The sequence below is a fragment of the Streptomyces sp. NPDC096136 genome (assembly GCF_044763325.1).
GTDB lineage: Bacteria > Actinomycetota > Actinomycetes > Streptomycetales > Streptomycetaceae > Streptomyces.
In genome coordinates, this window is the sequence record NZ_JBIWFZ010000007.1 from 73160 (window position 1) to 92662 (window position 19503).

General features: G+C 73.5%; 19 protein-coding genes. 5 read left to right on the forward strand and 14 right to left on the reverse strand.

The window, feature by feature from the left end:
- Positions 1-84 precede the first annotated feature (84 nt).
- The 9 genes from hpnD to ACIRBY_RS17020 all read right to left on the reverse strand — a co-directional run bounded on the left by hpnD (position 85) and on the right by ACIRBY_RS17020 (position 9300).
- Positions 85-1035 carry a presqualene diphosphate synthase HpnD gene (hpnD, locus tag ACIRBY_RS16980; protein WP_403901250.1) on the reverse strand — a complete coding sequence of 317 codons (951 nt, stop codon included), beginning with the start codon at positions 1033-1035 and terminating at the stop codon, positions 85-87.
- Positions 1032-1961, reverse strand: coding sequence for a squalene synthase HpnC (gene hpnC, locus ACIRBY_RS16985; protein ID WP_403901251.1), 930 nt, complete (start codon positions 1959-1961; stop codon positions 1032-1034). Before hpnC ends, hpnD begins: the two co-directional genes overlap by 4 nt.
- Positions 1962-2281: 320 nt before the next feature.
- Positions 2282-3064: an ABC transporter ATP-binding protein gene (locus tag ACIRBY_RS16990; RefSeq protein ID WP_390686805.1), complete on the reverse strand. Its 783-nt coding sequence runs from the start codon at positions 3062-3064 to the stop codon at positions 2282-2284.
- Entirely contained in the window at positions 3057-3986 is a 930-nt protein-coding gene (locus ACIRBY_RS16995; RefSeq protein ID WP_403901253.1) for an ABC transporter permease, read from the reverse strand. The genes ACIRBY_RS16990 and ACIRBY_RS16995 overlap by 8 nt, the downstream gene beginning before the upstream one ends.
- 102 nt (positions 3987-4088) lie before the next feature.
- Complete coding sequence (locus tag ACIRBY_RS17000; protein WP_403901626.1) at positions 4089-4961, reverse strand: glycosyltransferase family 2 protein; 873 nt, start codon at positions 4959-4961, stop codon at positions 4089-4091.
- An 8-nt stretch (positions 4962-4969) separates the two neighbouring features.
- A complete protein-coding gene (locus ACIRBY_RS17005) occupies positions 4970-5749 on the reverse strand; it encodes a CDP-alcohol phosphatidyltransferase family protein (protein ID WP_403901255.1) in 780 nt (259 codons plus the stop codon).
- On the reverse strand, positions 5727-6788 hold the full coding sequence (locus ACIRBY_RS17010; protein ID WP_403901257.1) for an iron-containing alcohol dehydrogenase family protein: 1062 nt from the start codon (positions 6786-6788) through the stop codon (positions 5727-5729). The genes ACIRBY_RS17005 and ACIRBY_RS17010 overlap by 23 nt, the downstream gene beginning before the upstream one ends.
- A complete protein-coding gene (locus ACIRBY_RS17015) occupies positions 6776-7528 on the reverse strand; it encodes a sugar phosphate nucleotidyltransferase (RefSeq protein ID WP_403901259.1) in 753 nt (250 codons plus the stop codon). Before ACIRBY_RS17015 ends, ACIRBY_RS17010 begins: the two co-directional genes overlap by 13 nt.
- Complete coding sequence (locus tag ACIRBY_RS17020; RefSeq protein ID WP_403901627.1) at positions 7525-9300, reverse strand: DUF5941 domain-containing protein; 1776 nt, start codon at positions 9298-9300, stop codon at positions 7525-7527. Before ACIRBY_RS17020 ends, ACIRBY_RS17015 begins: the two co-directional genes overlap by 4 nt.
- 414 nt (positions 9301-9714) lie before the next feature.
- Between ACIRBY_RS17020 and ACIRBY_RS17025 the strand changes: the two genes are divergently transcribed.
- A complete protein-coding gene (locus ACIRBY_RS17025; protein WP_403901628.1) occupies positions 9715-10884 on the forward strand; it encodes a GNAT family N-acetyltransferase in 1170 nt (389 codons plus the stop codon).
- Between the two features lie 131 nt (positions 10885-11015).
- A complete protein-coding gene (gene idi, locus ACIRBY_RS17030) occupies positions 11016-11618 on the forward strand; it encodes an isopentenyl-diphosphate Delta-isomerase (protein WP_403901261.1) in 603 nt (200 codons plus the stop codon).
- Between the two features lie 69 nt (positions 11619-11687).
- Here idi and ACIRBY_RS17035 read toward each other — a convergent pair whose 3' ends face one another.
- Together ACIRBY_RS17035 and ACIRBY_RS17040 are read right to left on the reverse strand one after the other, a co-directional pair.
- Positions 11688-12182: an ATP-binding protein gene (locus tag ACIRBY_RS17035; protein WP_403901629.1), complete on the reverse strand. Its 495-nt coding sequence runs from the start codon at positions 12180-12182 to the stop codon at positions 11688-11690.
- 130 nt (positions 12183-12312) lie between these two features.
- Complete coding sequence (locus ACIRBY_RS17040; RefSeq protein WP_403901263.1) at positions 12313-12963, reverse strand: HdeD family acid-resistance protein; 651 nt, start codon at positions 12961-12963, stop codon at positions 12313-12315.
- Between the two features lie 80 nt (positions 12964-13043).
- On the opposite strand from ACIRBY_RS17040, the gene ACIRBY_RS17045 reads away from it, so the two are divergent.
- The gene (locus tag ACIRBY_RS17045; RefSeq protein ID WP_403901265.1) at positions 13044-13799 is read left to right on the forward strand and encodes an enoyl-CoA hydratase/isomerase family protein; all 756 of its coding nucleotides are present in this window, start codon (positions 13044-13046) and stop codon (positions 13797-13799) included.
- On the opposite strand, the gene ACIRBY_RS17050 is transcribed toward ACIRBY_RS17045, so the two are convergent.
- Together ACIRBY_RS17050 and ACIRBY_RS17055 are read right to left on the reverse strand one after the other, a co-directional pair.
- The gene (locus ACIRBY_RS17050; protein WP_403901266.1) at positions 13768-14412 is read right to left on the reverse strand and encodes a DJ-1/PfpI family protein; all 645 of its coding nucleotides are present in this window, start codon (positions 14410-14412) and stop codon (positions 13768-13770) included. The two genes, ACIRBY_RS17045 and ACIRBY_RS17050, sit on opposite strands and share 32 nt — an antisense overlap.
- Positions 14413-14470: 58 nt before the next feature.
- Positions 14471-15439, reverse strand: a complete 969-nt coding sequence (locus tag ACIRBY_RS17055) for a GlxA family transcriptional regulator (RefSeq protein ID WP_403901268.1) — start codon at positions 15437-15439, stop codon at positions 14471-14473.
- Between the two features lie 132 nt (positions 15440-15571).
- Here ACIRBY_RS17055 and ACIRBY_RS17060 point away from each other — a divergent pair, with 132 nt between their 5' ends.
- On the forward strand, positions 15572-16834 hold the full coding sequence (locus tag ACIRBY_RS17060) for an SLC13 family permease (RefSeq protein ID WP_403901630.1): 1263 nt from the start codon (positions 15572-15574) through the stop codon (positions 16832-16834).
- Positions 16835-16872: 38 nt separating this feature from the next.
- Complete coding sequence (locus ACIRBY_RS17065; protein WP_403901270.1) at positions 16873-18510, forward strand: ABC-F family ATP-binding cassette domain-containing protein; 1638 nt, start codon at positions 16873-16875, stop codon at positions 18508-18510.
- Between the two features lie 56 nt (positions 18511-18566).
- Here the strand turns inward: ACIRBY_RS17065 and ACIRBY_RS17070 are convergent, their stop codons facing one another.
- Positions 18567-19370, reverse strand: coding sequence for a guanylate kinase (locus ACIRBY_RS17070; protein ID WP_403901272.1), 804 nt, complete (start codon positions 19368-19370; stop codon positions 18567-18569).
- Positions 19371-19503 lie beyond the last annotated feature (133 nt).

A 19503-nucleotide genomic window follows, 5' to 3' on the forward strand; every position in this document is an offset into this window, starting at 1 on the left:
CGGAGCCGGCGCGGGCTCCCGGGCCGGCGTGACGGGCGGGGCCCGCCGGGGCGCAGGCCCGGGCCGGGGTCGTGGTCGGGGGCATCAGCCGCGCCTCCGGGCGCTCTGGCGGGAGATGGTGCGGGCGTCGAGGCCGGACAGGCCGCGCACGGCCACGTACGCCTTCTCGTGGGTCGGCAGCGAGACGCGCCCGCGCAGGACGGCGCCGGGTTCGCGTTCGATGCGGTCCAGCAGGCGCCGGTAGATGCCGGCCATCGCGGCCACGCAGGCGCCGCTGCGCCGGTCGAGCATCGGCAGCAGCCGGTAGCCCTCGGTGAACAGGGCCCGTGCGCGCCGGACTTCGTGGTGGACCAGGCCCGGGAAGTCGGAGCCGGCGGGGGCCCGGCCACCCTGGAAGCCCTCGGAGCAGCCGAACTTGGCGAGGTCCTCGGCGGGCAGGTAGGTGCGCCCGTTGCCGGCGTCCTCGCGGACGTCGCGCAGGATGTTGGTGAGCTGGAGGGCCAGGCCCAGGGTGTCGGCGTACTCCTCGGCGCGCTCGCCGGGGCCGACGGTGCCGAACACGCCGAGCGAGAGCCGGCCGATGGCCCCGGCGACGCAGCGGCAGTAGGCCTTGAGGTCCTCCCAGGTCTCGTACTCCTCGCCGCGGACGTCCATCAGGACGCCGTCGATGAGCTCGTCGAGGCCGCCGAGCGGGATGGGGAAGCGGCGGGCGGCGTGCGCGAGGGCGACGGCGACCGGGTCGGTGTCGTCCTCCTCGATCTCCTCGGCCCGGATCCGGCCGAGGAGGGCGCGGGTCTCCTCCAGGCGGGCCAGTTTGGCCTCGGGGGCGAGGGTGCCGTCGCCGATGTCGTCGACGCGCCGCGAGAAGGCGTACAGCGCGGACATCGCCTGCCGCTTGTCGGTGGGCAGCAGCCGGATGCCGTACGCGAAATTGCGCGCCTGGGTTCCGGTCACGGCCTCGCAGTAGCTGTAGGCGGCGAGGACCGGGGCGGACGGAGCGGACGCGTGGTTGGGGCCCTCCACGGTGGGGCTCACCCCTTTCTCGGCGCTGTGCGCAGGACGGCGGCCACCTCGCGCAGGAGTTGGCCGCGGGTGGGCTTGGGCGGGCCGGGCAGGACGTCGAAGCCGGCGGCCGAGATCGCCCGCAGGGCGGCCCGACCGCCTCCCACGAACCCCGCGAGCAGCAGCCGCAGCCTGCCGTGGACGCTGCCCACGAGCGGGGCGCCCTCGTCCAGGAGAGCTTGCGCGCGTTCCGCCTCGAAGGCGATCAGGGAGCGGACGCCGGCTCCGGCGGAGCGGGCCGCGAGGTCGGATTCGGCGACGCGGAAGCGCCGCATGTCCTCGGCCGGGAGGTAGATCCGGTCGCGGCCGAGGTCCTCGGCCACGTCCTGGAGGTGTTCGGCGATCTGCAGGGCGGTGCAGACCGCGTCGGAGCGGCGGATCCGCTCCGGGGTGCTGGTGCCGGTGAGCTCCAGCACGAGGCGGCCGACGGTGTTGGCGGAGAGCTCGCAGTAGGCGAGGAGCTCCCCGTACGTCGCGTAGCGGGCGACCTTCTGGTCCTGGCGGTTGGCCTCGATGAGCCCGAGGAAGTGCTCGCGGCCGAGCCGGTGGTCGCGCACGACGGGCTGGAGGGCGAGCAGCAGGGGATGGCGCGGGGGGCCGTCGGTACCGCCGAAGACGCGCAGCAGGTCGGCCTCCAGGGCGTCGAGCATCGCGAGGCGGTCGTCGGCGGCGGCCGGGTCGAGGCCGAGGAGGACGGCGTCGCGTCCGCCGGGGGCGAGGTCGCCGTCGCCGATGTCGTCGACGAGGCGGGCGAACCCGTAGACCGCCATCAGGCCCTGGCGCCAGGCGCGGGGCAGGAAGGCGGGGGCGACGGGGAAGTTCTCCGAGGCGGCCTTGGCGAGGGTGGCGGTGCCGGGGGCCGGGGCCGACGGGTGGCGGAGGCCGTGCCCGGGGGTCACCGCCCGCCGCCCGGGGCCGGGACGGCTGGCGTGCCTGGGGGCCGCAGAATTCCCGTAGCCATTGCCGTCACGTCTCCCGTTCTACACTGCTGACCCAAGTCATCCCATTTCGGACACGCCGCGGAGTTTACCGGGGAGTATCCCGGGCGAACCGGCTGCGGGGAATCGTCCCCTCTTGGCGCGATTGAGAACTGGTCCAGCTTACGCTGTACAACACCGCGGGGGCCTATCGGGTGGCCACCACGCCCGGAATGTCGGCCGCATGGCGAGGCCCCCGCCGCGGGGAGCGGCAGGGGCCTGCGTGACGGCGCGTCGGCCGGTCAGTGACCGCTGGCCTTCTCGTACGCCGAGACGACCTCTTCGGTGGGCCCGTCCATGAGGAGCTCGCCCTTCTCCAGCCACAGCACCCGGCTGCAGGTGTCGCGGATGGAGTTGTTGTTGTGGCTCACGAGGAAGACCGTGCCGGCCTTCTCCCGCAGCTCGCGGATGCGCGCCTCGGAGCGGACCTGGAACTTGCGGTCGCCGGTGGCGAGCGCCTCGTCGATCATCAGGACGTCGTGGTCCTTGGCGGCGGCGATCGAGAACCTCAGGCGCGCGGCCATGCCGGAGGAGTAGGTGCGCATCGGCAGGGAGATGAAGTCGCCCTTCTCGTTGATCCCCGAGAAGTCGACGATGTCCTCGTAGCGCTCCTTGATCTGCTCGCGGCTCATGCCCATCGCGAGACCGCCGAGGACGACGTTGCGCTCACCGGTGAGGTCGTTCATCAGCGCGGCGTTGACGCCCAGCAGGGAGGGCTGGCCGTCGGTGTAGACCTTGCCGGACTCGCAGGGCAGCAGGCCCGCGATGGCGCGCAGCAGGGTGGACTTGCCGGAGCCGTTGGAGCCGATGAGGCCGATGGCCTCGCCGCGGTAGGCGGTGAAGGAGACACCGCGCACGGCGTGGACCCGGCGCACGCCCGGGGCGTCGCCCTTGCCGCGGCGGAGTATCTTGCTGAGCGCCGCGGTGGCGCTTCCCTTGCCGGAGCTGCCGGTGTTGACGCGGTACACGATGTGCACCTCGTCCGCGATGACGGTGGGCACGCGGCCCTGGGTGATGTCAGCCACGGCCGTAACGCTCCTCAGCCTTCCAGAAGTACACGAATCCGCCGACGCCGATGAGGACGGCCCAGCCGATCGCGAAGGCCCAGACGTGCGGCGGGAGGTTCTCGGCGCCGTAGTCCTTGATCAGGGCGAAGCGGACCAGGTCCATGTAGATCGCCGCGGGGTTCCACTGGAGGACGTCGGAGACCCACTGCGGCTTGCCCTTCAGCATGGTGCTGATCGAGAACATGACGCCCGAGGCGTACATCCACGTGCGCGTGAGGAACGGCATGAGCTGCGCGAGGTCGGGGGTCTTGGACCCCATGCGCGCGAAGATCAGGGCGAGGCCGGTGTTGAAGCCGAACTGGAGGGCCAGCGCCGGGACGACCAGCAGCCAGGACAGCGCCGGGTAGTTCCCGAAGGCCACGGCGACGACGAACACGACGACCATCGAGTAGAGCAGCTGCTGGAGCTGCTGCATCGAGAAGGAGATGGGCAGCGAGGCGCGCGGGAAGTGCAGCGCGCGGACCAGGCCGAGGTTCGTGGGGATCGCCCGGACACCCGCCATCAGCGAGTTCTGGGTGAAGGTGAAGACGAAGATGCCCATCACCAGGAACGGGATGTAGACGCTCTTCTCCATGCCGCGGCCCGCGTTCAGGATGAGGCCGAAGATCAGGTAGTAGACGAGCGCGTTCAGCAGGGGGGTCGCCACCTGCCAGATCTGGCCGAGCTTGGCCTGGCTGTACTGCGCCACCAGCTTGGCCCGGGAGAAGGCCATGATGAAGTGGCGCCGACCCCAGAGCTGCCGCACGTATCCGCCCAGGCTGGGCCGCGCGCCGCTGACGGACAGGCCGTACTTCCTGGCGAGCTCCGCGGGGCTGAGCCCCGCGTCGTCGGACGGCGGCCTGCTCGTGGCGAGGGCGCCGTCGTGGGTTGTGTCACTCACAAGTTGAAACTTTCCGTCTTCAAGATGCGGCAGGTCAGGTGGGGCATCGGGGCTGGAGCGCCGGACCCGTGATCGGGGCCCATGGTCCCAGACGCGAGCTTCTCAGATGACAGGCGGTCGGCCCAGCCGCGTCAGCCGCCAGACCGTGCGCCACCTCATGGGGCGCCGGGGACCGCAGGGGGTGGTCCAGCCCTCCTTGAACCCGCCGAACCAGGCCTTGAGCGCCGGCGCCGAGGGCCTGCGCACGAGGGTCAGCCCGAGCCAGACGCCCAGGTAGACCGGGACCAGCGGGGCGGGCAGGTTGCGGCGGGCGAGCCAGACCCGGTTCCGCGCCACCATGCGGTGGTAGACCGCGTGCCGCGAGGGCGCGGTGGTCGGGTGCAGCAGGACCATGTCCGCGCGGTAGTCGATCAGCCATCCGGCGTCGAGGGCCCGCCAGGCCAGGTCGGTCTCCTCGTGGGCGTAGAAGAACTCGGCCGGCAGGGTGCCGGCCTGTTCGAAGACCTTCGTGCGGACGGCGTTGGCGCCGCCCAGGAAGGTGGTCACGCGGGAGGAGCGCATCGGGTCCGAGGCGCGCAGCCGGGGCACGTGGCGGCGCTGGGTGGCCCCGGTGTCAGGGTCGGCGATCCGGAAGCTGACGATCCCGAGCTCGGGGTCCTCGGCGAAGGCCTGCCGGCACAGCTCCGCGGTGTCGGTGCGCTCCAGCAGCCCGTCGTCGTCGAGGAAGAGCAGCACGTCCGCGTCGCGGCCGGCCGGGCCGAAGGCCTCGATGCCGACGTTGCGGCCGCCGGGGATGCCCAGGTTCTCCGGGAGGTGCACCGTGCGCACCCCCTCCGGGAGGCCGGTGACCTCCACGCCCTGGCCGACGACGACCACCTGGACGGGGTCGCCGTCCTGCCGGGCCACCGAGTCCAGGAGCGCCTTCAGTTCGTCGGGGCGGTCGCCCATGGTGATGATCACCGCACCGACGCGCAGCGGGGCGGTCACCGCAGCCTGCTCGACACGAGGATGGACACCAGGTGCAGCACGGTCTGCAGCAGCGCGATGCCGGCCAGGACGGCGACGCCCAGGCGGGAGTAGAACAGGTCGCCGTGGATCTGGTCGAGGACGGCCAGCACCAGGATGAGCAGGGAGGCCTCGATCCCCAGGACGAGGCGGTGGAACTTCAGCGCGGCGGCGGCCCGGCGGGCCAGGGCCATGCCGGAGGAGCGCGGCTCGGCGGCGGAGTCCTGGACCACGGGCTTGCCGGCCTGGTGCCGGGCGACGCCGACCAGGTCCGTCTCGGCCTTGATCAGGATCGCGCCGAGCGCGGCGAGGGTGCCCAGGAAGGCCCAGAGCCAGTCGACGGACCCGCCGCCCCACAGGTCGGCGGCGCGCAGGCCGAAGCCGGTCAGGACGGCCGCGTCGCACAGGTAGGCGCCGACCCGGTCCAGGTAGACCCCGGAGAGCGAGTACTGCTTCTTCCAGCGGGCCACCTCGCCGTCGACGCAGTCGAGCAGCAGGTAGAGCTGGACCGCGACCACGCCGAGGACGGCGCCGAGGATCCCGGGCACCAGCAGGGCCGGGAGGGCGAGGACTCCGCAGAGGGTCATCACGTAGGTCAGCTGGTTGGGCGTGACCTTGGTGGTGACCAGCAGGCGGGTGATGCGCAGGGAGACCTCGCGCATGTAGAGGCGTCCGCCCCAGTGCTCGCCACTGCGCCGGTCCTTGACGCCCGCCGGATGGACGACGGGCCGGAGTTCAGCTACGGATGGTCTGGGCATAGTCGGCGTAAGCGTCCCTGATCTCGGCTGCGGACAGGTTGAGGTGCTCCAGGATCGTGAAGCGTCCCGGACGGGTCTGGGGGGCGTACTCGACGGCGGCGACGAACTCGTCCGCGCTGAACCCGATCTCCTCGGGCAGCACGGGCAGCCCGTGGCGGCGCAGGACCTCCGTGAACAGGCCGCTCTGCTCGGCGGCCCCGCGCAGGTGCATGGCGAAGGCGGCGCCGATGCCGACCTGCTCGCCGTGGAGCGCGGAGCGCCCGGGGTGGAGCAGGTCGAAGGCGTGGCTGATCTCGTGGCAGGCGCCGGACGAGGGGCGGGAGTCGCCGCTGATCGACATGGCGATGCCGGAGAGCACGAGGGCCTCGGAGAGCACGGTGAGGAACTCGTCGTCGCCGCAGCCGCCGGGGTGGCGCAGGACGGACTCGCCGGCGGTGCGGGCCATGGCGGCGGCCAGGCCGTCCACGGCCTCACCCGTGATCTTGTGCGAGAGCTCCCAGTCGGCGATGGCCGAGATGTTGGAGATCACGTCGCCGATGCCGGCCCGGATGAAGCGGGTGGGCGCCTCACGGATCACGTCGAGGTCGATGACCATGGCGATCGGCGTGGGCACGCCGTAGGAGCCCCGGCCGTTGTCGTTGTCCAGGATGGACACCGGGGAGCAGATGCCGTCGTGGGAGAGGTTGGTGGCGATCGCCACCATGGGCAGCCCGACCCGCGCCGCGGCGTACTTCGCCACGTCGATGATCTTGCCGCCGCCCAGCCCCACGACGGCGTCGTAGCGGCGGCCCTTTATGTCGTCGGCCAGCTTGACCGCCGAGTCGATGGTGCCGTCGACGACCGGGTACCAGTCGGCGTGCGGCAGGGCCTGCTCCAGACGGGCGCGCAGCGCCTGCCCGGAGCCCCCGCTGATCGCGATCGCCAGCCGGCCGGACGCGGAGATCCGCTGGTCGGCGAGGATGCCGTCCAGCTTGTCCATCGCCCCGCAGCTGATGTCGACGACGACCGGCGAGGGGATCAGCCGCGTCAGTACTGGCATGCGATCGTCCGGCCCTTGGCGAGGTCGTCGTGGTTGTCGATCTCGACCCACTTCACGTCGCCGATGGGGGCCACGTCGATGGTGAAGCCGTCGTCGACGAGCTGCTGGTAGCCGTCCTCGTAGTAGAGGTCGGGGTCGCGCTCGAAGGTGGTCTTCAGGGCCTCGGCCAGCTGCGCGGCGGCCTCGGGCTCGATGAGGGTGACGCCGATGTACTCGCCGGTCGCGTCGGACGGCTCCATCAGCTTGGTGATCTTCCGCACGCCCAGGCCGTCGGCGGTGACGACCTTCATCTCCTCGTCGGCCAGGCTCTTGACCGTGTCGAGGGCGAGGATGATCTTCTGGCCGTCGCCGCGGGCGGCGAGGAGGGTCTTCTCGACCGAGACCGGGTGGACGGTGTCGCCGTTGGCGAGGATCACGCCCTGCTTGAGGACCTCGCGCGCGCACCACAGGGAGTAGGCGTTGTTCCACTCCTCGGCCTTGTCGTTGTCGATCAGCGTGATCTTCAGGCCGTACTTGGCCTCCAGGGCCTCGCGGCGCTCGTACACGGCCTCCTTGCGGTAGCCGACGACGATCGCGACCTCGGTCAGGCCGACCTCGGCGAAGTTGCCCAGGGTCAGGTCGAGGACGGTGAGGCTGTCCTCCTGCCCCTCGGGGCCGACGGGCACGAGGGCCTTGGGCAGGGTGTCGGTGTAGGGACGCAGACGGCGTCCGGCACCGGCAGCGAGTACAAGGCCGATCATGCTGGTTCTCCTTCGTCGTGTACGGCGGGTGCTCCGGCGGAGACCCAGAAGCGGATGCTCTCCACGAGCACCACCAGAGCCACGAACACGGCCACGGCCGTGAGCGCGACGGGGAACGCCTCACGGGCGAGGACGGCTGCCAGGACCACGGCCAGCAGGACCCTGCCCTCGTGACCGCCCGTCGTCCGCACGAGCCAGCGCGGGGGGGCGCCCGAGCCACCGCGGATGCGGTAGACCGTGTCGTAGTGATGGTAGGCGACCGCCGCGACCAGTCCGAATGCGGCCGGAAGGGCCCCGGGGACGTCCGCCTTGACGGCGAGGACGAGCACGGTGGTGTACTCGGCGGCCCGGAACAGCGGGGGCAGCAGCCAGTCCAGCGCCCCGCGCGGCGGGATCCCGACCGCGTCGCCGCTGAGCAGGGCGTACAGCAGGGCGGCGCAGACCACCGTCGTGCTGCCGAACGGCTCGTACCAGGCGACGCCGACCACCAGCACGGCGCCGAGCACGGCGAAGGGCAGGCGCGCGAGGGACCTGGGGCGGGAGGCCGCCTTGGCGACCAGCTCCGCGATCGGGCCCGAGTCGGCGAGGTCGGCCAGGGCCTGGGCGGCCCGGTCCGTGCGCCGCGCCTTGCGGGTCAGCGAGCGCAGGACCCGTCCGGCGGTGGTGTACAGGGCGCCGAAGGCGCAGCCGACCAGCAGGGCGTAGAAGACGATCCGGGGGCTGGTGGTGGCGGTCAGGACCGCGATCATCGCCCAGCGCTCGCCGATCGGAAGGATGATCATCCGCCGGACCCAGACGGTCCAGCCGACGCTGTCGAGCCGGTCCGAGAGGGCGGCCGTGGGGCTCGTGTTGGCGGTGGCGTCGTGGTTGGCCTCGTTGAAGGAGAAGTCCACCACGTGCCGGCAGGTCATCAGGATCATCGCGCCGAGCGCGAGCGCCCAGACGTCGTCCCCGTCACGGGCCGCGCCGAGCGCGAGCCCGGCGTAGAAGGAGTACTCCTTGACCCGGTCGAAGGTCGCGTCCAGCCAGGCGCCCATCGTCGAGTACTGGAGCGAGTAGCGGGCGAGCTGCCCGTCGGTGCAGTCCAGGACGAAGGAGAAGAGCAGCAGCACGCCGGCGACCACGTAGCCCCAGCGCTCGCCGGTGGCGGCGCAGCCCGCCGCGAGCAGCGCGGTGAGCAGGGAGGCGGTGGTGACCTGGTTCGGGGTCAGGCCGCGGCGCGCGCACCAGCGGGCGATGTAGCGCGAGTACGGGCTGATGCAGAAGGTGGTGAAGAACCCGTCGCGGGACTTCACGGCGGTGCGCAGCCGGACGGCCTCGTCGTCCACGGCCGCGACGGCGGCCAGGGCCTCGGCGCGCTCCTCCTCGCCGGAGGGCACGGCGGCGACCAGGGTGCCGAGCTCGGGCCGCTGGACGGGGGTGCCGGAGGCCTCGACGGCGGCGGCGAGCCGGTCCGCGTACGGGCCCTCGCCGTCCGGGGACAGCGTCGCGGCCCGCTCCAGGGCCGCGCGGGCCCCGGCCTGGACGGCGAAGGCGCCGGTCACGGCGCAGGCGTCGAAGCGCGGGTCGGTCAGCGCGAGGCGCAGCGCGTGCGGGTGCCCGACGAAGCCGCTGTCGACGACGGCCACGCGCTGCGCGGCCGGCACGTCGGCCAGGGCCGCGGCGGTGTCCTCGGGAGCGGTGACCGGGCGGACGTCGAACCCGAGCGAACGGAGCTCGTCTTCAAGCGGTGATCCGGGGACCGGCAGGCCGGTGAGGATGACGGTCGACAGACGAACTCACTCCTTGCGACGAAACATGTCCGGGCGGGCGCCTTGTGGGCTGCGGAAAGAGCGGCGGCACGGCGGACGCGGCTGTCGGCAGAGGCTATCGGATGAATGGAAGGCGGCATTCATCAGCCGTTCGGCCCACATCCGTCCGGTTTGAGAGCGGATGTTAAGGTGGACGCCGGCTCGGAACGTGGAAGAGGTGGATGTCGATGACCGTCGCAGCGATCGCTGCCGTGCGCGGCGAACTCCGGTACGTCCCCCCGTCTTCCCGGGCGTCCGGCCGGGCCTGATCCCCTCCCTCCCGACAGATCGGCCCCGTCGGCCGGAGCCCCCGTTCAAGGGTTCGCGTTGACCGACACCACCGAGTACACCGACGACAGCTCCCGCGACCGCGCCGACGAGGTCTTCGCGGCGTCCATGGAGCTGCCCCGCGGGCTGCCCCGGCAGTCCCCCGGCTCCGACACCTCCACCCGGCACCTGCTGTCCCTGTGCGGGCCGCTGCCCGAGCGGCCGCGCGTCCTCGACATCGGCTGCGGTCCGGGCCGCAGCGCCCTGCTGCTCGCCGCCGAGGCGGGCGGGGCGGGGCGCGCCGAAGTGACCGCCGTCGACCCGCACGCCCCGTTCCTGGAGGAACTGCGCGCCGCGGCCGCGTCCCGGGGCCTGGGCGGGCGCGTCCGCGCGGTGCGCGCCGACAGGGGAGCGCTCCCCTTCCAGGACGGCTCCTTCGACCTCGTGTGGGCGGAGGGCTGCGCCTGCTCTCCCGGCCGCCCCCGGGAGGTGCCCCCGGGCTTCGACCGGGCGCTCTCCGAGTGGAAGCGGCTGCTCGCGCCCGGCGGCCGGCTCGTGCTGAGCACGTGCGAGTGGACCGCCGGGGAGCCCTCGGCCGGGGGCCGGGCCTTCCGGGAGCCGCGGTACCCGCTGCGTTCCTCCGCCCGCGACACCGCGGCGGTCCAGGCGGCCGGCTACCGGCTGCTGGGCAGCCTCCTCCAGCCGGACTCCGACCGGGCCGGGTCCGACGGCCCGCTCGGCCGCCGGGGCTGGGTCCTGGCCCCGGTGAGCGCCGGCGACCCGGCCGCGGGCGGGGGCCGCTGGCGGACCCGGCCCGAGAAGGCGGCGGACGCGGCGGCCGTGCGGGCCGTCAACCTGTCGGCCTTCGAGACCCCGCTGGAGGCTGATCTCGTGGACGCGCTGCGGGCCGACGGATCCTGGCTCCCGGGGCTCTCGTACGTGGCCGAGGGCCCGGACGGGAAGGTGGCGGCGCACGCCCTGCTGACCCGGTGCACGGTCGACGGTGCGCCGGCGCTCGCGCTCGCCCCCGTGGCCGCCGATCCCGCGCTCCAGCGCTCGGGCGCGGGCAGTGCCGTCGTACGGGCGCTGCTCGCGGCCGCCGCGGGGCGCGGGGAGGCGTTGGTGCTGGTCCTGGGGCATCCGTCGTACTACGCCCGCTTCGGGTTCCTGCCCGCGTCGCGCTACGGGATCACGGCTCCCTTCGAGGTGCCGGACGAGGCCATGATGGCGCTGGTGCTGGACGGTTCCGCGGCCGTGCCGTCGGGCACGATCGGGTATCCGGCCCCCTTCGGGATCTGAGGCGCCGGCGGACCGTCCGCCCCCCGCCGTTTATCACGCGGCGGGGGGCGGACATGCGCGGATGACCGAAGTGGGGACAAGCCTCTTTTGTACGGCAGACTGAAGACCGAAGTCCGAAGCGAAGGATGGGTATGCCGACCACATCAGCCACTGACGCCACCAGCAGCGCGTCCGCCGGCACCGGCGCTCAAGAATCGATCATGCTCGAACTGGTCGACGAGTCCGGCAACACCATCGGCACGGCGGAGAAGCTCTCCGCCCATCAGGCCCCCGGTCTGCTGCACCGGGCGTTCTCCGTGTTCCTCTTCGACGAGCAGGGCCGGCTGCTGCTCCAGCAGCGCGCCCTCGGGAAGTACCACTCCCCCGGCGTCTGGTCGAACACCTGTTGCGGTCACCCCTACCCCGGCGAGTCCCCGTTCGCGGCGGCGGCCCGGCGCACCCACGAGGAGCTGGGGCTGTCGCCCTCGCTGCTCGCGGAGGCGGGCACGGTGCGCTACAACCACCCCGACCCCGCCTCGGGTCTGGTGGAGCAGGAGTACAACCACCTGTTCGTGGGACTGGCCCAGGCCTCGCTGGACCCGGATCCGGAGGAGGTCGGGGACACCGCCTTCGTCACGGCCGAGGAGCTGGCGAAGCGGCACGCGGAAGTGCCGTTCTCGGCCTGGTTCATGACGGTGCTCGACGCCGCGCGCCCCGCGATCCGCGAGCTGACCGGCGACGCGGCCGGCTGGTAGCCGCTGCGCCGGTGCCGGTGCGGTCGCGCGGCGCTCCCCCGGCGGGGACCCCGCAGGCGCGGGCCGGGCTCAGAGGGGGCGGGCCGGGGCTCCCAGTGGCAGGGCGGCCCAGATCACCTTGCCGCCGGTGGAGGTGTGCTCGACGTCGCACACCCCGCCGGCCTCGCGGGTGACCTCGCGGACCAGCAGCAGGCCCCGGCCGCCGGTCTGGCCGAAGTCGGCCTCCAGCGCCTTGGGCCGGTAGGGGTGGTCGTCCTCGACGGCCACCCGTACCCACTCCCGGCCCACCGCCACCTCGACGGCCACCTCCGGCGAGAGCAGCGCGGCGTGCCGGACCGAGTTCGTCACCAGCTCGGAGACGATCAGCAGCAGGGAGTACACCAGGTCCTGGGTGGCCGGCACCTGCCGGCGGCCGAGCAGGTCGCGGACCGCCCGGCGGGCCTGCGGAACGGATTCTTCTACCGCCGGCACGGTGAAGCGCCAGACCCCCTCGTACGCGAGGGGGTCGGCCGGGGCCGCCGTCTCCCCCTCCCTGGCCTGCGGGATGCTCCCGCTGTCGTCCATCTTCCGGCCCCCGTCTTCGCGCTCGATCGTCTCCACGCGTCAAGAGTGGCGAGCGGCCCGGTCCGGACCGCTCGACTGACCAGAAGTCAGCGGCATTCGGACACTTTCTGACCGCTGGAGTATGACGGAGTCAGTTGTTGGACTGTTCCTGATCCGCCACGCTCCGCTTGGCAGTGTCTGCCGCGTCCGGCCCTTCGTCCCCGTCCTCCCTGACCAGACCCAGGATCCGCCGGCCGCCCGTGCCCGCGGCCACCAGGCTCAGCCCGTCGAACAGCAGGGCGAGGGAGAAGAAGGTCCCGATCACGTACAGGCTGCTGCCGGGCCACTCGGCGAGGACCAGGACGCCGAGCAGGACGCCGAAGGCCCCCTGGACCAGGGAGAGCCCGAGGTGCGGCCCGCGCACCACCAGGGAGCCCACGAGCCGGAACACCCCGCCGACGAGGAAGAACAGGGCGGCGAACATGGTCAGCGCCTCGGCGCTCGCCTCGGGGCGCCGCAGGATCACGAAGCCGGCGGCGAGGTTGACGGCGGCGACGATCAGGGCGAGCCAGAAGAAGCCGGTCCCGCGCGACTGCACCGCGTGGACGAGGCCGACCGCACCGCCGACCAGCAGCAGCCAGCCGAAGAGGAACATCGAGGTCAGGGTGGCCACGCCGGCGTAGACCAGGCCCACCAGCCCGGCCAGCACGAGGACCACCCCCAGGAGCGCCAGCAGTCCGAGGCTCCGCCGGAGCCTCTTCCTCTCCTGCTGCGGCTGCGCGGCCTTCCGGTCGGCGCCCATGGGCGTGCCACCTCCTCGCACCCCCCGGGGACGGAATCCCCTTGATCATAGGATCGTCGCCCCGGGATAGCATCCGGCGCATGGACGCAGCCCTCCACCACGCGGTCGCCGACGGGGTGGCCACCGTCACCATCTCCCACCCGGCGAAGCGCAACGCCATGACCGCCGCGATGTGGCGGGCCCTGCCCGGGCTGTTGGCGGAACTGGCCGACGACCCGGCCGTCCGGGTGCTGGTCCTCACGGGCGCCGGCGGGACCTTCTGCGCGGGCGCAGACATCTCCTCCCTCACCGGGGACGAGGACCCGCAGGCCCTCTCGGTGGCGGCGGAGGAGGCCCTGGCCGCGTTCCCCAAGCCGACGGTCGCGGCGGTCCGCGGCTTCTGCGTGGGCGGCGGCAGCCAGCTCGCGGCGGCCTGCGACCTGAGGTTCGCGGAGGAGGGGGCGCGCTTCGGGGTCACCCCGGCGAAGCTGGGCATCGTCTACCCGGCCTCCTCCACCCGGCGGCTGGCCTCCCTGGTCGGCCCGGCCTGGGCCAAGTACCTGCTCTTCTCGGCCGAGCTGATCGGGGCGGAGGCCGCGCTGCGGGCCGGGTTCCTCAACGAGCTGCTCCCGGCCGGCGCGCTGGAGGGGCGGGTGGCCGGGTTCGCCCGGATCCTGACCACCCGCTCGCAGCTGACGCAGGCCGCGGCGAAGGAGTTCGCGGACGGGCGCACGGACCGCGACGCCCACTGGAGCGGCCAGGCCGCCGCGAGCGGCGACACCGCGGAGGGTGTCGCCGCCTTCCTGGAACGCCGGGACCCGGCCTTCAGCTGGCAGCCCCTCCCGTCAAAGGATTAGCCGCGCGCAGCCGGGCGACGATCTCGGCCGGGGCCTTGTCCGGCGAGCCGGCGTCGTAGGGCGGCCGGGGGTCGTACTCGCACATCAGCTGCACGGTCTGGGCGTACTGGTCCCCCGCGATCCGCCCGAGGAGGCCGAGGCCCATGTCGAGGCCGGAGGAGACCCCGGCGGCGGTGACGTACTTCCCGTCGAAGACCACGCGCTCGCCGGTGGCCTCGGCGCCGAAGGGGGCCAGCCGGTCGAGGTAGAGCCAGTGGCTGGTCGCCCGGCGCCCGTCGAGCAGCCCGGCGGCGGCGAGGAGCAGCGAGCCGGTGCAGACGGACGTGGTCCAGGTGGTGGTGGCGTCGACGGTGCGCAGCCAGTCCAGGACCGCCGGGTTCTTCATCTCGATCTCGGGGTGCGGGCCGCCGGGGACGATGACGATGTCGGGGCGGGTCACCTCGTCGAGGGCCTTCTCGGCGACGAGGACGGCCGCGCCGTTGTCGGTCCGCACCGGACCGGGGCGCTCCGCGACGAAGACGGTCTCGGCGCCGTCGAGGCGGCTGAGGGTCTCGTAGGGGCCGATGGCGTCGAGGGCGGTGAAGCGGTCGTAGAGCAGTACGGCGATCTGCATGTCTCCTCCGGAGCGGTTGTCGTGACGGTGTGCCGGGGTGTCCGCCGCGCGGGGCGGGCTACGCGGGCGGGGTGCCGAAGCGGCGGCGGTATTCGGCCGGGGACTGGCCCAGGGTCTTCACGAAGGCGCGGCGGAGCGCCTCGGGGGTGCCGTAGCCGCAGGCACGGGAGATCCGGGCCACCCCTTCCCCCGATTCCTCCAGCAGGCGCCGCGCGTGCTCCACCCGCACCCGCTCGACGTACCTGCCCGGAGTCACCCCCGTCTCCGCCTGGAAGGCCCGCGCGAAGTGCCGGGGCGACAGCGCGGCCCGGGCCGCGAGCGCCTCCACGCTCAGGTCCCCGCCCGGGTGCTCCGATATCCACCGCTGCACCTCCCGCAGGGGCTCGCGCCGCGCCGTCTGGGCGGCCAGCTGTGCGCTGAACTGCGCCTGGTTCCCCGGCCGGCGCAGGAAGACCACCAGGTGCCGGGCGATCAGCAGCGCCGCGTCCCGCCCGAGGTCCTCCTCCACCAGGGCCAGCGCGAGGTCGATCCCCGCGGTGACCCCGGCCGAGGTGGCGACCGGTCCGTCCCGGACGTAGATGGGGTCGGGGTCCACCTCCACCCGCGGGTAGTCCCGTGCCATCCGCTCGCTCGCCGCCCAGTGGGTCGTCGCCCGCCGCCCGTCCAGCAGCCCGGCCTCCGCCAGCAGCAGGCCGCCGGTGCAGACGGACACCAGCCGCCCCGCACGACCCCCGTACGCGCGCAGCCAGTCGGTGATCCGGGGCTCGAAGTCCCCGGTGAACCGGCCGCCGGGCACCAGCAGGGTGGTGCCCGGGCCGGGGCGGGCGCTCTCCAGGTCCCCGTCCGGCAGCAGGTGCAGCCCGCTGCCGGTCCGGACCGGACCGCCCCCGGGGGAGACCGTCCGCACCGCGTACCCGCCGTCGTCCGGGCGGCAGCGGCCGGCCCCGTCGAAGACCTCGACCGGGCCCGTCACGTCCAGGCTCTGGACCCCGTCGTACACGACGACCAGCACGTCTCGCAGTGGCATGGCTCCATGGTGTGACGGGGCTCCGGCGGCCGCAATGACGTGCATCCCACCTATCCGGACATCCGGCGGAAGGCGGCGGGAGCGGGGGTGCGATCCTGGTGCGTCGCCCCCGCGCCCCTCCGGAGCACCGCCCTGAACACCGTCCTCGCCGAGACGCTCTCCTGCGCCCTGCTGATCCTGGTCCTGGCCTTCGCCGTGGTGCGCCCGCGCGGGCTGCCCGAGGCGGCCGCCGCCGTGCCGGCCGCCGGGCTGCTCGTCGCGCTGGGGGTGGTGTCGCCGTCCGACGCGTGGGAGCAGCTGCGCGGGCTGCTGCCCGTGGTCGGCTTCCTGGCGGTGATCCTGGCGCTCGCCCAGCTGTGCGCGGACGAGGGCCTGTTCCGGGCGGCCGGGGCCGCCGTCGCCCGGCGTGCGGCCGGGCGGGGGGCGGCGGGGCTGCTGGGCGGGGTGTTCCTGGTGGCCTCGGCGGTGACGGCCGCCTTGAGCCTGGACGCCACGGTGGTGCTGCTGACGCCGGTGGTGCTGGCCACCTCCGCCCGGCTGGGCGCCCGCCCGCGCCCGCACGTGTTCGCCACCGCCCACCTGGCGAACACGGCCTCGCTGCTGCTGCCCGTCTCCAACCTGACGAACCTGCTGGCCTTCGCCGCGAGCGGGCTGTCCTTCACCCGGTTCGCGGCGCTGATGGCCCTGCCCTGGACGGTCGCGATCGCGGTGGAGTACGCGGCGTTCCGCCGGTTCTTCCGGGCCGACCTGGCGGCGCCGCCCGAGCACGTGCCCGGGGCGGCGGAGCCCGCGCCCCTGCCCCGCTTCGCGCTGGCCGTGCTGCTGCTGACCCTGGCGGGCTTCGGCGTCGCCTCGTTCGCGGGGGCGAGCCCGGCCTGGGCCGGGCTGGCCGGCACGGTGGCGCTGGGCGTACGGGCGCTGTGGCGCCGCGAGACCACGCCGCGGCGGCTGGCGGCCTCCACCGCGCCGGCGTTCTGCCTGTTCGTCCTCGCGCTGGGGGTGGTCGTACGGGCCGTGGTGGACCACGGGCTCGGCGACGGCCTGGAGTGGCTGCTGCCCGACGGGGACGCGCTGCCCGCGCTGCTGGCCGTGGCCGGGGTGGCCGCCCTGCTCGCCAACCTGATCAACAACCTCCCCGCCGTCCTCGCCCTCCTCCCCCTGGCCGCGCCGGGCGGGCCGGGCGTGGTGCTGGCCGTGCTGATCGGCGTGAACATCGGCCCCAACCTCACCTACGCGGGCTCGCTGGCCACCCTGCTGTGGCGGCGGATGCTGCACGCGCACGGCGAGGACGTCCGACTGGGCGACTTCACCCGCCTCGGGCTGCTCACCACCCCGGCCGCGATCGCCGCGGCGGTGGCCGCCCTGTGGGCCGGCCTGCGCCTGACCGGCGGGTAGGCCGCGGGCCGGCGGCGCGCCGATAGGATCGGGGCATCATGACTGCAACCCTCGTCGCCAAGAACCTCACCGCCGCGCACGGCGAGCGCACGCTCTTCGCCGGCCTCGACCTCGTCGTCGCGCCCGGCGACGTCATCGGCCTCGTCGGCGTCAACGGCGCCGGGAAGTCGACCCTGCTGCGGCTGCTCGCCGGGCTGGACACCCCCGAGACCGGTGAGCTGCGGCTCTCCCCGCCCGGCGCGGCCGTCGGCCACCTCCCCCAGGAGCCCGAGCGGCGCGAGGGCGAGACGGTACGCGAGTTCCTCGCGCGCCGTACCGGGGTCGCGGCCGCGCAGGCGGCGCTGGACGAGGCCACGCAGGGGCTGGTGGACGGCACCCCGGGCGCCGACGACGCGTACGCGGAGACCCTGGACCGCTGGCTGAACCTCGGCGGCGCCGACCTGGACGAGCGCGCCCAGGAGACCGCGGACGAGCTGGGCCTGGCCGTGAGCCTGGACCTGCCGATGACGGCCCTGTCCGGCGGCCAGGCCGCCCGCGCCGGCCTCGCCTCGCTCCTCCTCTCCCGCTACGACGTGTTCCTCCTCGACGAGCCCACCAACGACCTGGACCTCGCCGGTCTGGAGCGGCTGGAGCGCTTCGTGACGGGGCTGCGCGCGGGCACGGTCGTCATCAGCCACGACCGCGAGTTCCTGACCCGCACCGTCACCAAGGTCCTCGAACTCGACCTGGCCCAGCAGCAGATCAACCTCTACGGCGGCGGCTACGCGTCGTACCTGGAGGAGCGCGCGCGGGCCCGCAGCCACGCCCGCGAGGAGTTCGAGGAGTACGCGGACAAGAAGGCCGCCCTCGAGGGCCGCGCGCAGATGCAGCGCAACTGGATGGACAAGGGCGTGCGCAACGCCCGCCGCAAGTCCTCCGACAACGACAAGATCGGCCGGGCCCTGCGCGGCGAGTCCAGCGAGAAGCAGGCCGCGAAGGCCCGCCAGACGCAGCGGGCGATCGAGCGGCTGGAGGTCGTCGAGGAGCCGCGCAAGGAGTGGGAGCTGCGCATGGAGATCGCGGCGGCCCCGCGCTCCGGCGCGGTCGTCGCCACCCTGCGCGAGGCGGCCGTCAAGCGCGGGGGCTTCGCCTTCGGCCCGGCCAGCCTCCAGATCGACTGGGCGGACCGGGTGGCGATCACCGGGGCCAACGGCGCCGGCAAGTCCACCCTCCTCGCGGTGCTGCTGGGCCGGCTGGCCCCGGACTCCGGCTCCGCCACTCTGGGCTCGGGCGTCATGGTCGGCGAGGTCGACCAGGCCCGCGGCCTGTTCCTCGGGGAGGAATCCCTGCTGGAGGCCTTCTGCGCGGCGGTCCCGGACACCGAGCCGGCGGAGGTCCGGACGCTGCTGGCCAAGTTCGGCCTCAAGGCGGCGCACGTGCTGCGCCCGGCGGCGACCCTCTCCCCGGGCGAGCGCACCCGGGCGGCCCTGGCACTGCTCCAGGGCCGCGGGGTGAACCTCCTGGTGCTGGACGAGCCGACGAACCACCTGGACCTGCCGGCCATCGAGCAGCTGGAGTCCGCCCTCGACTCCTACGAGGGCACCCTGCTGCTGGTCACCCACGACCGCCGCATGCTGGACGCCGTCCACGTGACCCGACGGCTGGAGGTCGCGGACGGCAGGGTCACCGAGCTCTAGGGGCCGCCGGAAGGGGGCGCCTGCTGCCTCGGGCCCCGGGGCAGGGGGCGCTCCGCTCAGTAGTAGCGCAGCAGTGCCGGCTCGGCGTGGCGCGCGTAGGCCGCGAGTACGCCGCGCTGGTGCGTCAGCCGGGCCTTCTCGGCCCGGCGGATCGCCATCAGGGTGGCCAGCGTCTCCTCGAAGTCGTCGTTGACCACGTGGTAGTCGTGCCGGTCGACGAAGTTGAAGTCGCGCAGCGCCATGGTGTGGCGCAGCTCGCGCTCCTGCTCGTTCTCGCTGCCGCGGCCCGCGAGGCGCCGGTCCATCATCTGCACGCTCGGTGCCATCACGAAGACGCCGACGGTCTGCTCCGGGAAGGCCCTCTTCAGGTTCAGGTACCCCTCGGGGCAGTAGTCGAGGACCAGGTCGCGGCCCTCGTCGAGGGCCTGCCGGACGGGCGCGAGCAGGGTCCCGTAGTACTCGTCGAAGGACGGGTGGATCCACTGCACGAACTCGCCGTTGTCGGCCATCTTGAGGAACTCGTCGCGGGTCACGTGGTCGTAGTGCTCCTCGCCGCCTCCCGGGCGCGGCTCACGCGTGGTGACGGACCGCGTGCCGGCCAGGGTCGGGTCGGCCGCGACCATGGCCCGGCTCAACGAGGTCTTTCCCGTACCGGAAGGTCCCGACAGCACGAAAAGGCAGCCCGTGGGGCGGATGAGAAAAGGCTTGGGGTCGGCTGACACGACGGGCTCCACCTCAACATTCGAAAGGAATTCTTCGCGGAATTCCGGGGTCTGGCACCGGGCGCCGGGAAACTGCCGGAGCCGGCGCCCGGATATGCCGGTGAGTGCCGCGGACGCAGGGGCCGCGGCACTCACCATGGGGTCAGGATCGGGCTCAGCGGCCGGCCTTGACCTTGTCGAGGCGCGGGCGGAGGCCCACAGCGTGGTTGCGCATGTCCGAACACCTCCTTTCTCAGACGGGAGGGACTTCCACGGACCGGCTGTTCCGGAG